The following is a 15,553-nucleotide window of genomic DNA, read 5'->3' as shown; positions in this document are numbered from 1 at the left end:
AACCCCTACCCTGGGCGTCATGCCGATCCAGGTGCCGATGAGTGACGAGTTACGTTCCGCTGTGGGCACACCCTCCCGGGCCACGCTGCTGGAGAGCAGCCCGCGTTCCCGGGTGTGGCGGGTGGAGCTGCGCGGGGGTGACCGGGTGATCGTCAAGCAGTCGGCCGGCGGGGGAGGGGCCGGGGCCAAGGCTGACGAGGACGCGCGGTACGCCCGTGAGGTCGCCGCACTGCGCCTCGCCGCCCGAGCCACCGGAGCCGGCGGACCGGCCGTCGCCCCCGCGCTGCTCGCCACGGACCCGGCGTCCCGGGTGATGGTCCTGGAGCACCTGGACGACCTCGGGGCGGCCGTGGACGACTGGATGCCGGCGTACGCCGAGACGCTGGCCCGCCTGCACGCGCTGACCGGTCCGGCCGACACCGGCACGCTTCCCGCCTGGTCGGGGCCGACGGCCGCCGACGCCGATTCCTTCCTCGCCCTCGCGAAGGCACTCGACGTAACCGTCCCGCCAGGACTCCCGAACGAACTCGCGGACCTGATCGACCGCCTGGACCCGGCCCCCCACCACGCCCTCCTCCACGGAGACCCCTGCCCCGGCAACGACCTGCGCACCGCCGAGGGCCTGCGCTTCATCGACTTCGAGCAGGCATCACTGGGCAACGGCCTCGTCGAACTGGCGTACTTCCGCATCGGCTTCCCGACCTGCTGGTGCGCCATGTCGGTGACCGGCACCCCGCTCACGGAGGTCGAGGACATCTACCGGTCCACCTGGCGCGGCCTCACCGGCACGGACGTCCCCGGCGACCTCGCCGACGCCTGCGCAGGCTGGCTGATCCGCGGCGACGCCCTCGTCCAGCGCGCCGAACGCGAGTCCACCGACCACCTCGCCCGCATCCCCGCCGAGGACTTCGCCTGGGGCTACGTCTCCGCCCGCGAACGCCTGCTCCACCGCCTGAACGCAGTCGCCGCCCTGACCCGCAGCCACGACCCCCTGCACACCCTCGCCCACCTCAGCAACACCCTGGCCACCCGCCTCCTGACCCGCTGGCCGACCCTGCGCCCACTGCCCACGCACGGCGAGCGGCCCTGGTTCTGACGTACGGGTACGGACGCGTACCCGTACGGCATCGTCGTCGGGTCGGTTCGGCGTCCGCTCCAGCCGGCGGTCGGCACGGGCCGCGTGGGGCTCACGTGGGCCGAAACACCCCCGTGGTGGCCGAAGGCATTGAGCCTGAGACGGGTGGGACTGCAGGGGCGATCTGCCGCGCAGCAACGAAACTCGGCGCCAGGAGGAGGCGAAGCCCTGGACGGCTTGAGCGGCTTGTCTCTGACTCCATCGGGCGCGGGTACGGGCGCGCCGTTTGGCTGAGGGAGGCCGTCGTCGCGGTCAGAACTTGCCGTAGGTGCCGGTCAGGTCGGCCTCCGGGCAGGTAATCGAGCCGACCAGGCACGAGGCGTTGGCGTACTTGCGGGTGTAGACGTTGGTGACCTTGCCACCGTCGTAGATGTAGATGTGGTGGTTGGGCATCAGGCGGTGCTTGCCGGAGCGGATGGTGTAATTCCCGCTCTTGGTCAGGTTGATGGTGAAGGCCCCGTTGATGGCACCCTTGACGCTGCCCAGACCCTTGCAGAAGGGGTTGGTGGCGTGCAGGGACATCCGCACGTCCACGTAGTTGCTGCCGGAGCCCAGCTTCTTGGCCGACATGTGCTTGCTGGTGGCAGTCTTGGTGGCGACCTTCCTGCCGGTCTTCTTCACGTAGACGTTGGTGGAGCGGACGTCCTTGTTGCCCACCACCTTCTTGGACTTCCACGTGACCGTGGCATGCAGGGCGGTGCGGTAATTGCTGGACTTCCAGTCGAACTTGGTGCGCCCGTCACCGCCGAACTGGAATTTGCCGCCGTAGTCGCATCCCACTGTGGGAGCGTTGATCTTCTTCTGTGGGATGAAGGTGACCCAGGAGAGGGTGGACGTCTTGGCAACGCCTGCGGCGGCCGCTTGGGAGACCGCCTGCGCGCGCAGTGCCGTCGGCGATCCGGAGACCGGGACGGACACCTTCATGCCCCACAGCCGTGCCTGCGGGTTTCCGCCCTTCGGCAGTACCGGTGCGACCTGGTAGTGGTAGTCGGCTCCCGGTGCCACGTTCGTGTCGCGGAAGGAAGTGACCCCCGCGTCCAAGCGGGCCACTTCCTTGCCGCCGCGGGTGACCACGTAGCGGGCGTCCTTCGCGTATCCCTTCCACGAGAGGTCCACGAAGGACTTGCCGGCTGCTGCGGTGATCCCTTCGCGGGCCGAGGAACGGTCCACAACAGCCGTCTCTCCGGAAGCCGCCCGCATCACGCTGAACCCCTGTGCTGCCAGCGTCTTGCCGTCCGCGCTGTTTGCGCTGACGCCGGACACGTCCTTCAGTTTGCCGGAGGACAGGGCGGATATGGAGAACGCCGAAGTGCCCAGCCGCGGGTCATGGTCGGGGGTGGCAGATGCGTGGAACCCGGTCGCAACAAGTGTGAGCGGGGCCAAGGACAGCGCCGCCGCCTTTGCGGAACGAGAAAGCTGCATAGATCTTCCCTTTCATCCTCTTCGACTGCTGATCTGTGGGAGCGGGCAGTCCCGCTCGTCCCTGCCAGGCCTCTGCGGGCAGCGCCGCCTACCGGCCGAAGGCCGGTGGACTACCGCTCCAGGCCGATGCCTCTGCGTTCGGTGAAGGTCGTGGGCTGGAGAGGTGCGGGGGCGGAAGGGTTAGCCGGCGTTGCCTTGTTTCGCCTGGGCCGGACTGAAGGCTGGCAATGCAACAGGCGCTGCTGACTGATCTGCACAGCGCTGACCTGTGGAGGGCAGAGCGTCGCGAGCGACGCCTCCTCCATCAGGGCCCCTTAAAGGGGGCTCGCACCTGCCTTCCTCCTTCTGGCAGGGGATGTATCAACGACCCTAAGAAGGAGGGGGATTGCGGCGTAAGTGTCTCCTGGGGCAGTGCCCTGGTGGGCAGTGCACGAAGGGGCGGCTGTCTTACGTGCCCATGACATTCTGTTCAATGTGAGGAACTGCGCCACGCCGCACTGAGTGAGCGGCTCTGCTGAGGCGCAGGGCTCCGGGAAAGGGGGTGGAACGCCGTGTACGCGGCGCTGCTGGTTGCTCCGTCTCCGTCCAGCGCCGTACGAACGGAGACCCGGTCAGGGTGTGTATCGAAAGCGGATCTTGAGCATTGGATGATCCCGCTTCGTGGGTGTGGGACCTCAATGTCGACTCCACGGTGTGCCGGGCCCATCATCGACACCTCGTGAGCTCATCGCTCCTGTCGCGATGAGAGGGAGGGCCCTCGGACAGGCCGCGGTGGAGTGTCCGGTGGGTGCTGAGCTCGTCAGGCGCTCAGGGCAGCGGCGAGGAAGATCGGGTAGAGCACGCTCAGGGATCCGGCGGTGAGGCCGATGGCGCACTGGCCTCGGTTGAGCTTGCGTGCCAGGCCGAGGAGCGCGAAAGTGACGGCGAGGCTGCCGAACAGGAACGGGATCGCGATTCCGATATAGCCGGCGAACACCGCGGCGATCAGAGCAACAGTGCCAAGGACGAGTGAGACGGGCCCGTAGAGGGTTGCGGGGCTGTCTGCGGATCCGGTGGCCATGTCGGGTTCCTCGCTGTTGGGTGTCGGCATCTTCGACACGCAGGTATGAGACTCCTGCAGGCCCCATCATGGCACTTTCCGGGCGATCTCTCGGATCTGCACCACACAGAGGGGCGCCTGTGAGATCAAGCTCACGCACAGTGTGACTGTCGGCAGCACGCTGCCGCGAGCCCGGCGGTCGGTGAATCCGCCTCCAGATGGGCGTCGAACCCGTTCGGGATCATGATCAGAGACCATGAGACGAGCTGTTGACAGCGTCTCCGAGCCAGAGATCCCAAAGGGTGACTGCCGCCGCCAGGGCCGCGGTCCCCGCGATCTTCGGCATCATGCGCATCTTCATGTGAGCCCCAGTCGGTCATGGCTGCCCATCCGGCAACCCGAGGCTCGAACGTAGACGCGAGTTCCTCATTCTCGCGACGTCCAGCAGGGAGGTGTACGAAAGGGCAATGCCCCTTGGGGATGCGTCCCGCCGCGGTAGGCGTCGCCCTTGAGCCGTCTGTCACGTAAGGCTTCGTTGGATACGCAGCACACCCTGCGAGATCGGCACAGTCGCATCACGCGCATACGCGGAGGCATTGCACCCTTGTCATGTGCAACGCTCAACTATTGCGCATGGCAAGGGCGCTGTCCGAGAAGCCCGAGTGACGCATGTGCACCTGAGGAGCCCTCGCTGTGGCATGTGAGAGTGAGGTGTACCAGGCAGGCAGTGTCCACACGGGGCGCCTTCGGGGAGGCCGCGCCCGACCCCGGGTCAGGGGGTCGGGCGCGACCCGCACTTACGCGGCAAACGCATTCCGGATGCCAGGCGGCAGCGCGGAGTGCCGGCACGGACACGATGGATCGACGCAGAGCACGCTGTGGGCGAGCACGGACAGCACTGCAGCCTGCAGTCGAGTTTCCTGCCCGAGTTTATCCACTATGCGGGCGACATGCGCCTTCACTGTCCGCTCCGCTATGCCCAGCTCACGCGCCAGTTGCCGATTGCCCAACCCCGTACCCAGCAGGAGAAGGACTTCCTTCTCCCGGCCCGTCAGCTCCTTGAGTCTCCCGATCCCACTCACTGGAGCGATTCCGGTTCGCCGGTAGGCGCAAGCCACATCTGCCGCATCGGACCGTTTGGACATGCTGGTCCTTCCTGATGCCGCTGTTCCCAGCAGAGCCCCGTGCCCTGGGTGCGGCGGCGATCACGACCCAACCTAGTCCCCGCCACTGACAAGAGCACGCCAGAAAAGCGGGGTCCCTCAAGGGCAGTGCCCCAAGAGACAATTTCGGCCAACCCGGCGGATTCATAGTGTCGTTCTGCGCAATAGCAAACATCAAAACCACCGGGAGACACCATGCACAGCCGCATATCCACGCGCCGCCTCGCAGCGTCCGCCGTCGCCGGCGCCGCTGCCCTCGCCGTCCTGGCCCCGACCACGTCCGCCATGGACGCCAACGCGCAGCCCAGCAACAACCAGGCCGTCCAGGCGGAGGCGCAGCCGGTTGCCGCCCAGCTCACCGTCAAGAGCTACACCGCCTACCTCAAGCAGCAGAAGACGCCCGAGGCCAAGAAGGCGCTCAACGCGTTCACCAAGCTGCCCACCAGCAAGCAGGCCCGGTTCGTCAAGTACCTCCAGGACCGGGACATCTACAAGGCCCTCATCGACCAGGCCAGGGGCAACATCGACCGCAGGCTCAAGGTCGTCGACCCCTACAACAAGGACGTCACGTTCATCACCGAGGTCACCGCCGGCAAGACCGCCATGGGCAAGAGCACCAAGCAGGTCTCGTTCACCGTGACCGAGACGATCTTCGGCATTCCGGTCACCAGTGAGACGCTCAACCTCCGCTACGAGATCTTCAAGGGCAAGGTCAGCGGCACTCCGCGCGCCAGTAGTGAGATCAAGAACGTCAACGCCGCCATCAGGATCACCAAGGGCAAGGTCGCCCGCACCGGCCACACCGGCGTGGCCACCGCCTCCACGGTCTGGAAGGCAGTCCCCCGAGTGCAGTCCTTCGGCAAGGGCGTGGACAAGGTCCAGGAGATCACCGCCGACACCCGCACCTGGAAGGCCAAGCTCGCCAACCGCTGATCCGCCACCTGTCGCATGGATGGAGAACGGTCACCCAAGGAGAGGCTGCTCGCCCTTCGTCAGCTCGGTGACTGAGCCTTTTCAGCGTTGCCTCTCCAGGGTGAGGACGGCCTTAGCGACTGACGTCATTCGGTTCGGGCTGATCCGGGATCTTCGGAAGATCCGCCAGGACTTCAGCCGTGCCATGCCGCGCTCGACGGGTGCCCGGGACGTGGCGAGCGCCCGGTTAATCGTTTCCTGTGTGGGAGAGAGCTGTCCGCCAGGCGGTCGTCTGCGTCCGGTGGTAACCCAGGGGCCAGCGCCCGTGTAGGCGCGGTCGGCAAGGACGGGGACTCCCTGGCGTTCGCAGATCCGGATGATCCGGTGGGTTCGTGCCGCGGTCAGGTCGTGGCAGCGGCCCGGGAGGGCCGGCGAGATCCACAGCACGTGCCCGGCTGGGTCGGTCACGACCTGCACGTTCACGCCGTGGCGGCGGTGCTTGTGGGAGTAGTCGGCTCGACCGTCGCCCACACGGTCGCAGTCGGCGAGCGTGCCGTCGAGCAGGGCGTACTCCGGTTCGTGCTCGCGCAGGACCTTGAGCAGGCCCGGAGCCCGGGCGGCCAGGAGGTCGATGACCGCGGCGGTGTAGGCGTGGGCGGTGCCGACCGAGATACCGAAGCCGGCGGCGATCTGGGCCAGGGTGTCGTGCTTGCGCAAGTACACCAAAGCGACGAGCGCGCGTTGGTGCGGCGGAAGCTTGCAGCGACGGTCACCCTGGCGGGTGACGATGAGCATGGTGACCCACTCGACCAGCGCATGCGGCAGGTCGAGTGCGGCAGGATAAGAGACCAACGAGGCACCTGCGCTGATGAGTTGAGGCTTCGAACACCTCCCTCAACGGCACGGGTGCCTCGTGCGCTGCGTCCTCGTCGCCGTCATGTGACTGAGCGCTTCAGTTGGCGGATGAACGCCCTACTTGGCGGGACTGGGCGATGCAATTGGCGTTCCGCGCGGCTGGCGGTCCTCCGAAGCGGTACGCGCGCCGTCGCGGGCGCGTCCCTCTACGAATTCACAACAATCTGATCTTCCCCGGCTGTGTGAGTGAACGCGACCGCCGGCAGCTCCGCTTCCGTCTCCTCCCAGGGGAGGTAGATGCCGAGCTCGCCCTCCAGGAACCGTAGGAACGCCACATCCCCTACCTCGTCACCACGGTGAACGAAACCGAGCGCCACCTCGGCCGGAGCGCCGTCCCCGAGATGGGGCAGACCCGGCTCGAACGATGACACAACCTCGCCGTGCAGGCCGTAGCTGACGCGGCTGAAACCCTTCGCATTGCGATGCACGACAAAAGCCCGTCCCCGCTCGGACAGCGCCGCGACGTAGGTACTGGTGTGACAGGTGAACTCCTCCAGCGCGTACGCCCAGCCCGCCACCGAACCCGCTCGGACGATGGCGTCCGGCGGGGCGGGAAGGAAGCCCCCGCTCGTCAATCGGGCCACTGCCGCGTCGTCTTCCCAGTCCAGGAAGTCCAGGTCGCTGATGTGGTCCTCTTCGGTTCTGAGTAGCAGGTCGTACGCCGCGTGACGGGTCAGCGGGACGATGTGGCGCTCCTCAGCTCCTACGCTGCGTAGCAGTTCGTACGGCGAGAGCCCCTCGCTGAGCGTGAGCGTGAAGCTGTCGCTACGTGGGTCCGCTACCCAGCGCAGCCCGTTCTCCCGAGATCCCCGGTTCATGACGCCCCCTGCCAATGGTCCACCACGATGGCGGCCCCGCGAGCAGAACCTAGCGCTCAGACCCGCCAAGTAGAGCGCTCATCCGCCATCTGTGATGCTCAGTCACACGTCACCCGATCGGTGGTCACGCTGAAAACGCTCACTGCCTGAACCTCTGCGGGCCCTCAACGGCTGGCCGTCAAGGGCCATTTACGGAAGGCAGCCGCTCCAGCTCTTGGTCTTCAGTTGGCGCGAAATCCGGTGGGGGTCCCGTTAGGGCGGTGCTCGAAAGGACACTGCCCTAACGGGACATCGCGGGCATGGCGCCCTCACGCCTTCGTTCGAACATCAATGGCGCGGATTCGGTCCCCGCATACAAGGTTGAGGTCACACGTCTTCAGAGTTCAGGCATCGAGTGTATTTCTTGATCGGCTCAACCAGCTTGGACAGGTCGACCAGGACGGCGTCCATGGCGGCGACCTTGTCGGAGACCACGGCTTCTACAGCCGGAGTCCGGCCGTAGGTGAGGACCACCTTCTTGCCGTCCTTGGAACGGTCTTCGAGGAAGACCCAGTCCACGCCGTTGACGTTGGCGCACGGGTCGACGGTCGGGGCCGGCGGCGTGAGGCCACAGCGCAGAACAATCGCGTCATCGCCCCACACTGCGACTCCGGGGCGTCCGGTGAAGGTCAGCCTCTGGCCCGCGAGACGGTCCGGGTAGCGGGACGCGGCCTTCTCGCATTCAGGCCGCTCGGCTCGCGGGGCGGACTCAAACCCGTATCCGGGCGAGCTCACCTGACGTGCCACCAGCACACCGCCAGTCAGGGCGCCGATCGCCGCCGCTGTGACGGCCATCCGCGCCCGCGAAACACGAACCACAGAAGGGAACCTCTCGTGAAGAAGACAGCCCGTACGCTCATCCTTGCCGCATCGGCCACCGCGCTTGTCGGTGGCGGCGTAGCTCCGGCCGCTGCTGGAGAGACAGGAACTACCGGAAGCTACACCAACGTCCGCCTGGGCAAGGTATGGGGTACCCCCAAGGGCAAGGACGTGTGCATCTCCAACGACGGCAAGAAAAACAGCGGCGCGGTCCTGGTGATCCGGCGGTGTGGCAGTGGCTCTGAACAGCGCTGGACGCTGAAGGGCAACAGCAGGGGCCTCTACACGATCAGGAACAAGAAGTCGGCCAAGTGCATGGGCGTGACCTCCAAGGCGTCCGGCACGCAGGTGAAGCAGTACGGCTGCAGCCCTTCCTCCACGAAGCAGCAGTGGGCGTTGAACGCCAGCAAGATCATCAACAAGTGGTCGGGCATGGCCATCACTGCCGAGACCAGCAAGAGCGGCAGGAAGCTGACCATCACCAAGTGGAACGACAGCAACAGCAAGCGCATCAAGCAGGAGTGGGGACTGAAGTAATGGTCGCCACGAAATGCCCATGATGGACCCGGGCATCATGGGGCGGCGAGATGGGCGGGACGGTCCGCCCGGTGATCAAGCGGATCTTCGAATCCCTTGCCGGTCGAGCTGCCCTGCGTTGCACAACCGCCTCTGATCGGCCGGCCCCGTCCCCAGCGGAAAGCCGCCGGGGACGATTCCTCCGAGGCCACTCGTGGCAGCTGTCGCCATCCTCGGGGTGCCTTCCTGTCCATCTGTTCCCAGCAGAGCCATGTTCCCCTGGGTGCGTCGCTGCTCAACGTACCTAGCAGCCAGCACTGATAGGAGCGCCCAGAAGCGGACAGTGACCTGAAGGGCAATGCCCCAAAAGACAATTACCGAATGCGCGCAGACGTGGTGTGATTATCACGCATCCCCGACCGGAGGTTGCCATTCGCCCCGCTGAATGCGGAGATAGCCCAAGGGGGAGACGTGCATCTGGACAGGTCCCGTAACGTCAAGACCATTTTCTCGGCTTTCGTTGTGGCCTCGGCTCTGACGATACCGGCGGCTGTGCCTGCGACCGCCGCGCCCTCTTCGTCGACTCAGGCTGCCGCCGACAGTATCGACGCGACGTGCAAAAGGAAGAACAGTAAGTACATCGTGAAGAAGTATCACCGTGGCCCCGGGGTGTACACCCTTCGTTGCGGCACGAAGACTTGGGGCTGGAAGCACATCAAGCGACGTCACGGCTGGAACAACACGATGGACAAGCGAATCAGGGCGGCCATCTGGTCCGGCAAGCCCAATGGCCGAGGCGGGTTCTCCACTTACGCCCCCGCGTGCCCTCCGAAGGAAAAGTTCCGCACCATCATCGGAACCCCCGCCGGAACCAATGACCTGCTCACCGCCTATACGGTGACCACCGGTTACGCTGCCAAGTGCTGACCGCAGCAAGAGGGGAAGCATTCCCTACCTGATGAGACGAAGGGGCGGGTGGGCCACATGCCGGCGCGGACACCAGCTGAGCGCGCTTTGGCCCGCTCGTACACCACGGGTGACCCACCAACCACGTACCACGTCTCCGGCTTGTCGGTCGATCATCACCCGAACCGCACGGTGACATTGACCTACCGGCTTACCGTGATGCGTCAAGGTCACCAGGACGAGCGCTGGGTCTTCACCCTGCCGTGGGACGAAAAATCCTTCACGGATGTATTCACCTCGCCCGCCCCTGATCCGGAACGTCTGGACCAACTCGTGCACCTGGTACACGCGCTCTTGGAAGAGTGGTGGGACACCAAGGACCATAACCGGAAATCGGCAAAGATGGGGCGCCGCATTCCAGACTGAAGCGTGTTGCAGAAGGCTGTGACTGCGCAGGTCAGGGCCGGGGTCGTGTCCGGGAGAAGGCGTGCTCGGCGCGGGCGTGCACCCGGCGATGCTCCGCGGTGTCCGCGCGGCGCGGAGCCGGCTCCGGGGCGAGAAGCGGCCGCAGCCGCTGGACAACCCGGCACACCGTTATCGGCGAGCATTCGAACAGCGGCGCGAGCTGCCGCATCCGCCACCCGGTGAACGTTTTCACCCACAACGGCTCAGCCCACAACTCCACACGCGTGCACGAGAGGGGCCCCGGTCGCAGCCTTCTGCAACACGCTTTAGGAACGGGTGGCCCTCAAGTGCAATGCCCCAAGAGTCAATATTGGCCAACTCGGCATATCCATAGGCTTGTTGCCCCCCCCCGCCAAATACCGCAGCCTCAGGGAGAACATCGTGCACAGCCGTATCGCCACGCGTCGCATCGCTGCCTCCGCCGTCGCCGGCGCCGCCGCACTCGCCGTCCTGGCCCCCACCGCGTCAGCCATGGACGCCACCGCGTATCTCAACAGCACGCAGGCCGTCGCCCAAGCCGAGGCGAAGCAGCCCGCCCAGCTCACTGTCAAGAATTACACCGCCTACCTGAAGCACCAGAAGACGCCCGAGGCCAGAAAGGCCCTCAACGCGTTCACCAAGTTGCCGGCCGACAAGCAGGCCCGGTTCGTCAAGTACCTCCAGAACCGGAACATCTACAAGGCCTTCAGCGGCCAGGCCAAGGGCAAGATAGACCGCCCGCTCAAGGTCGTCGACTCCTACAACAAGGACGTCAAGTTCGTCACCGAGGTCACCTCCAAGACCGACCAGGCCGTCCAGGGCAAGAGCGTTGAGTGGATCTCTTTCACCGTGACCGAAAGGATCTTCAACGTCCCGGTCACCAGCGAGACGCTCAACCTGCGCTATCAGTTCGACAAGGGCAAGGTCACTGACGTCCTGCGAGCCGGCAGCGAGGTCAAGAACGTCAACGCCGCCATCGCCATCCACAAGGGAAAGGTCGCCCGCAGGGGCCACCACGCGGCCGTCGCCACCGCATCCACCGTATGGACGATCTACCCCCTGGTGAAGTCCTTCGGTAAGGACTTGGACAAAGTCCAGGAGGTCGCCAGCGGCTCCGGCACCTGGAAGGCGAAGCTCGCCACCCGCTGATCTCCGAATTTCTCCCGCGTGTAACGGCGCGGCATCCCAGCCCTCGCTCAGGGCTCGCACGGCTTCCTGCCCTTCCGCCTGTAGCCGCGGTTCCCATGCGGTAACGGCCGATCGCAAGGGCCACTTATGAGCACACGCCAAGCGGCCCCCGTCACCCGGACCTCAATCCGGGCGGCGGGGCTGCTTTTTGCGGATTCTGCGGGCTCCGAGGCATCCGTCGTGCACGCCAAGGACGCACGCTCTTTCTGTAGTTGGATCCCCACGCACACGACCGCCCACGTAGGGGCAGTCGTTTTCCGGGGGGACGAGGGGAGTTCACCCTGGGGTCGTGCTGGGTTCCTAGGGTGACGCGGACCCGCCACCTGTCAGCGGGGTGGAAAGACCTTGGAGCATCATGACGAAGGCCCGCAACCGATGGCCGAGACCGCGCGACGGGGAGAATCCCACCGGCGCGCCGAACGGCCAGTCACCTCATGAGCCATCTGCCGGGATCAAGCCGACCGGGCTCGACGAGTGCCTGCGTGCGTGCGCCGTGCACAGCGGCAAGCTTGTCTCCGGGCTGGATCGACGGCGTACGGAACTTGCCGAGAAGTTGCGACAGTTGCTCGCTGTGCAGGCCATGACGCAGGAACCGGCGCTCGTGACCGCCGCCTCCGGTGCCACCGCCCTGATCCGGCGCGCCGCCAAAGGCGCGGGTGGTCCCGCCGATGTGTGGGGCGGTGAGCTGCTCGATGCGCTGCTTGCTGTGGGCAGTAAGGCTCTGGAGTGCGGGTACGACGACGAGCTGAGGCTGGCGCTGCTCATCAGCGACACCGTGCTGACCCGGCGGGCAAAATCGCGCGCCGGCTGGCGGCTGCGCGCCCGGACGCTGGACGCCATCGGGGACGAGGCCGCCGCCGTCGAGGCGTACGAGCGGTATCTCGCGCTCACCGACGACGACGGGTTCGGCGTCGCGCCGAAAATCGCCGGCATGCGGGCCGGCGGGCAGCGGCAGGACGAGCTGCTGCGGCTGCTGGAGCGCGAGTGCCCCAAGGCGAGGGAGTACTCCGCCGGGCCCGCCACCGATGTCTGGGCCGAAGGGCTCGCGCTGCACGCGCGTGGGGACTGGGCGCAGGGCGAGGCGCGGCTCGTCGGTGCGCTGCTCGCGATGGAGCGGAGCGGTAGCCCTGTTCAGGATATTCAGGAGGCTGTCGGTCAGTATCTTGATCTGCGGATCGGGATCAACGGGGGCGAAGCGGCAGGGCTGTGCGAGGTCATTACGCTCTACGCCGAGCAGCGCAGGAACCGCATGCGAGGGCCCGTCGCCGACCCCACCTTCGGCGGGGTGGAGTGGATCACCCTGGGGGAGTTCCGGAATCAGATCGCCGGCAAGTCCGTATGCCTTATAGCCAATTCTCAGCGGGTGGGGCGCAGCTCGCTGGGGAGCGAGATCGACGCGTACGACCTCGTCCTCCGCTTCAACTCGTACAAGATCGACGCGGCGGCGACCGGCAGCCGCACCGACATCCACGCCACCATCCACAAGCACGGCTTCAACTGGGAGCGGCCGGTCACGACGCGGCTCGTCTTCGGCGGCGTCTCCGGCGACTGGAAGCACTCGCTGCGCAACCGGCTGGTGCCCGGAGCACAGAAGTACCTCGGCGACGAGTCGCTGCGCTGGCCCCTGCGCAATGTCGGCAAGGTGGGACCGGATGTGTGGTCCTCCATCCCCACCAGCGGTTTCAACATGCTGTGGCTGCTCGACTTCCTGGACGTCAGCCCCACGCTCGATCTCATTGGCTTCGACTTCTACGAGAGCGGCGCCTACCGCCTTCAAGAGGCCATGCGGATGCCCATCACCTCCGTGCACGAATACACCAGCGAAAAGGCGTGGGTCATGGAACGCGCCCAGAGCGTCAGTGACATGAGGATTTCCCTGCGATGACATCCACCACCCATGCCCTTACCGGCAAGCGCCGCATCGCCTTCGCCAGCTTTGTCGACGAGAACTACCTGCCCGGCTTTCTTGTGCTGCTGCGCAGCCTCGCCCTGTCGAATCCCTGGCTGTGCGAGGACTTCATCGTTCTGCACGACGATCTGAAGCCTTCGTCCATTGCCCGGATACGGGCCCTGCACCCGCGCGTCGAGCTGCGCCGCGTCGATGCGGCGCACTACGACTCGTACGCCAAGGGGGGCCAGGACAATTACCTGGTACGCAAGGCTTACTTCATCCTCGACGTCTTCCGCATCCGCGACTACGACACCGTGATCACCCTCGACACCGACATGGTGGTGCTGGGGGATTTGAGTGAGCTGCTGAAGCTGCGGGAAGGGCTCGCCGCCGTACCGCAGTTCTTCTACGGGCAGCACAAACTCAACAGCGGGCTGCTGGTGATTCAGCGTGAGTATCTGAGTGACGAATTCTGCGCCCGCATCGACGAGACCGGCCGCAGTGGGGACTACGAGCTCGACAAGCACGACCAGGGCATCCTCAACGCCGTACTCGACGGAGACTTCGTCCAGCTCGACGCCCGCTACAACTTCGTCAAGCGGCGGCTGTCCGGTGACCTGCCGGTGCCCGACGACACCGCGATCCTGCACTTCACCGGACGCCACAAGCCCTGGCAGGGCGGCGAGGCCGGGTACGGGAAGGCCGAGGACCGCTGGCGCGAGTTCGAGCTGTCCGACGCGCAGTTCTACGCCGCCTGCCTGGCGCTGGGCAAGAGCATGCACCACGACCTGCTCGTCCACTTCGGCACCCCGCACGTCGAGCGCACCGGCGACGTCGAAAGCGCCCGCAAGGTCGCCGCCGCCCACATCGCCGCGGGCGAGTACCAGGAAGCGGTGGATCTGCTCGGGCGCGTACGCATCCCGCTCGACTGGTCCTGGCCGCACGAGGTGCTCGGCCACGCGCTGATGAGCGTGTCGCGTTACGACGAAGCCCGGGCGCAGCTGCTGCTCGCCACCGCCGCCCCCAACCGGGCCCCCACCGCCTTCGGCCGGCTGGCGCAGATCGCCTGGATCCACGGCGACGACGACGCGGCGCAGCGGCACGCGCTCGACGGGCTGCGGGTCGATCCGACGCACCGGGCCAACCGGCTCATGCAGCGCCGTACGCGAAATCCACGGCCCGCCGAAGTGGGTGTGCCCGGCGAACAGTTGGCGCACGTCGCCTTCTACATGGAGCAGCAGGGCAACGCCGGCGACAAGCTCCTGCCCGAGAGCGTACGGCTCGCCTTCGACACGGACGGCGACACCGGGCCGCGCACATGGCACTCCATCCACGCCCACCGCCTCTTCGACGAGGCCGCCCTGGAGCGCGTCAACGCCCGGCGCGGCCTGGTCATCGGCGGCGGCGGGCTGTTCATCCCCGACACCGCGCCCAACGGCAACAGCGCCTGGCAGTGGAACGTCCCCGACGCGCTGCTGAACCGCATCGACGTACCCGTCATGGTGTACGCCGTCGGCTTCAACGCCTTTGACGGCCAGTCCTACCGCGCCGACCGCTTCAACACCGCCCTGCGCGCCCTCGTCGAGCGCGCCTCCTTCTTCGGGCTCCGCAACCACGGCTCGATCGAGAAGGTACGCGCGCTGCTCCCCGCCGAGCTGCACGACAAGGTCCGCCTCCAGCCCTGCCCGACCACCGTCACCCGGCAGCTCGTCGACGGCTGGACCGACCCCCTCCACCGCGAGAACACCGTCCTCGTCAACGCGGCGTACGACCGGGCGGGGCTGCGCTTCGGCCACGACTACGGCCACTTCCTCTCCGAGATGGCGAAGGCGGTACGGGCGCTCGGCGCCCACGCCGAGGTGAAGTGCGTGGCGCACTCGCTCGACGACGAGAAGATCGCGTTCGACCTGCGGCGCGAGCACGGTGTCTCGCTGCCGGTCATCCCGATGTACGACTTCGACAACGACGCGATCAGGGACACGTACGCGCGCACGAAGCTCGTCATCGGGATGCGCGGCCACGCGGGGATGATCCCGTTCGGCTGCGGTACGCCGATCATCAGCCTCATCTCGCACCCCAAGATGGCGTACTTCCTGTCCGACATCGACCGGCCCGAGTGGGGCATCTCCGTACACGACAAGAACCTCGGCGCGGTGCTCACCGAGCGCGCGCTGGGCCTGCTCGACGACCACGCCGCATCGGTCGCCGACGTGCACGGCCGGCAGCAGGAGCTGTGGAAGGTGACCGAGGCGAACGCCGCCGATCTGAGGGCGATCCTGGGGCGCCCGGCTCGCTGATGGACAGCAGAAGGGTGGGGCACCCGTCCAGGGGGCGCCCCACCCTTCT

The 15,553-nt window shown here is 66.5% G+C and carries 14 protein-coding genes and 1 pseudogene; 8 read left to right on the top strand and 7 right to left on the bottom strand.

Annotated features, from left to right (window positions below; genetic code table 11):
• The first annotated feature begins 19 nt into the window (after nt 1-19).
• Entirely contained in the window at nt 20-1,096 is a 1,077-nt protein-coding gene (locus J7E96_RS02680) for a phosphotransferase family protein (RefSeq protein ID WP_215127025.1), read from the top strand.
• A gap of 291 nt (nt 1,097-1,387) precedes the next feature.
• Here the strand turns inward: J7E96_RS02680 and J7E96_RS02675 are convergent, their stop codons facing one another.
• From J7E96_RS02675 to J7E96_RS02665, 3 genes are all read right to left on the bottom strand, one after another.
• A complete protein-coding gene (locus J7E96_RS02675) occupies nt 1,388-2,557 on the bottom strand; it encodes a hypothetical protein (RefSeq protein WP_215127023.1) in 1,170 nt (389 codons plus the stop codon).
• A 799-nt stretch (nt 2,558-3,356) separates the two neighbouring features.
• Nucleotides 3,357-3,617, bottom strand: coding sequence for a hypothetical protein (locus J7E96_RS02670; protein WP_215127021.1), 261 nt, complete (start codon nt 3,615-3,617; stop codon nt 3,357-3,359).
• A gap of 776 nt (nt 3,618-4,393) precedes the next feature.
• Nucleotides 4,394-4,741, bottom strand: a complete 348-nt coding sequence (locus J7E96_RS02665; protein ID WP_215127019.1) for a helix-turn-helix transcriptional regulator — start codon at nt 4,739-4,741, stop codon at nt 4,394-4,396.
• Between the two features lie 213 nt (nt 4,742-4,954).
• Between J7E96_RS02665 and J7E96_RS02660 the strand changes: the two genes are divergently transcribed.
• Entirely contained in the window at nt 4,955-5,692 is a 738-nt protein-coding gene (locus J7E96_RS02660) for a hypothetical protein (RefSeq protein WP_215127017.1), read from the top strand.
• An 81-nt stretch (nt 5,693-5,773) separates the two neighbouring features.
• On the opposite strand, the gene J7E96_RS02655 is transcribed toward J7E96_RS02660, so the two are convergent.
• The 3 genes from J7E96_RS02655 to J7E96_RS02645 form a co-directional block, all read right to left on the bottom strand.
• A complete protein-coding gene (locus J7E96_RS02655; protein WP_215127015.1) occupies nt 5,774-6,523 on the bottom strand; it encodes a transposase family protein in 750 nt (249 codons plus the stop codon).
• Nucleotides 6,524-6,732: 209 nt separating this feature from the next.
• Nucleotides 6,733-7,404 (bottom strand): DUF6461 domain-containing protein, encoded by a 672-nt coding sequence (locus J7E96_RS02650; RefSeq protein ID WP_215127013.1) that lies wholly within the window; start codon nt 7,402-7,404, stop codon nt 6,733-6,735.
• Between the two features lie 366 nt (nt 7,405-7,770).
• Nucleotides 7,771-8,238, bottom strand: coding sequence for a DUF3515 family protein (locus J7E96_RS02645; RefSeq protein ID WP_251069290.1), 468 nt, complete (start codon nt 8,236-8,238; stop codon nt 7,771-7,773).
• A gap of 39 nt (nt 8,239-8,277) precedes the next feature.
• Here J7E96_RS02645 and J7E96_RS02640 point away from each other — a divergent pair, with 39 nt between their 5' ends.
• From J7E96_RS02640 to J7E96_RS02630, 3 genes are all read left to right on the top strand, one after another.
• Complete coding sequence (locus J7E96_RS02640; RefSeq protein ID WP_215127009.1) at nt 8,278-8,799, top strand: RICIN domain-containing protein; 522 nt, start codon at nt 8,278-8,280, stop codon at nt 8,797-8,799.
• A 450-nt stretch (nt 8,800-9,249) separates the two neighbouring features.
• A complete protein-coding gene (locus J7E96_RS37020) occupies nt 9,250-9,705 on the top strand; it encodes a hypothetical protein (protein ID WP_251069289.1) in 456 nt (151 codons plus the stop codon).
• Nucleotides 9,706-9,762: 57 nt separating this feature from the next.
• Entirely contained in the window at nt 9,763-10,110 is a 348-nt protein-coding gene (locus J7E96_RS02630) for a hypothetical protein (RefSeq protein ID WP_215127007.1), read from the top strand.
• Between the two features lie 109 nt (nt 10,111-10,219).
• Here the strand turns inward: J7E96_RS02630 and J7E96_RS02625 are convergent.
• A pseudogene (locus J7E96_RS02625) lies at nt 10,220-10,318 on the bottom strand (IS5/IS1182 family transposase); the annotation flags it as partial.
• 212 nt (nt 10,319-10,530) lie between these two features.
• Here J7E96_RS02625 and J7E96_RS02620 point away from each other — a divergent pair.
• The 3 genes from J7E96_RS02620 to J7E96_RS02610 all read left to right on the top strand — a co-directional run bounded on the left by J7E96_RS02620 (nt 10,531) and on the right by J7E96_RS02610 (nt 15,504).
• Complete coding sequence (locus J7E96_RS02620; RefSeq protein WP_215127005.1) at nt 10,531-11,277, top strand: hypothetical protein; 747 nt, start codon at nt 10,531-10,533, stop codon at nt 11,275-11,277.
• A 394-nt stretch (nt 11,278-11,671) separates the two neighbouring features.
• Nucleotides 11,672-13,201 carry a glycosyltransferase family 29 protein gene (locus J7E96_RS02615; RefSeq protein WP_215127003.1) on the top strand — a complete coding sequence of 510 codons (1,530 nt, stop codon included), beginning with the start codon at nt 11,672-11,674 and terminating at the stop codon, nt 13,199-13,201.
• A complete protein-coding gene (locus J7E96_RS02610; RefSeq protein ID WP_215127001.1) occupies nt 13,198-15,504 on the top strand; it encodes a glycosyltransferase in 2,307 nt (768 codons plus the stop codon). Before J7E96_RS02615 ends, J7E96_RS02610 begins: the two co-directional genes overlap by 4 nt.
• Nucleotides 15,505-15,553: the final 49 nt, after the last annotated feature.

The sequence above is a fragment of the Streptomyces sp. ISL-96 genome, from assembly GCF_018614035.1.
Lineage (GTDB): Bacteria > Actinomycetota > Actinomycetes > Streptomycetales > Streptomycetaceae > Streptomyces.
The sequence above is the reverse complement of the archived record's forward strand: the minus strand, read 5'-3'. Positions and strand labels throughout refer to the sequence as shown.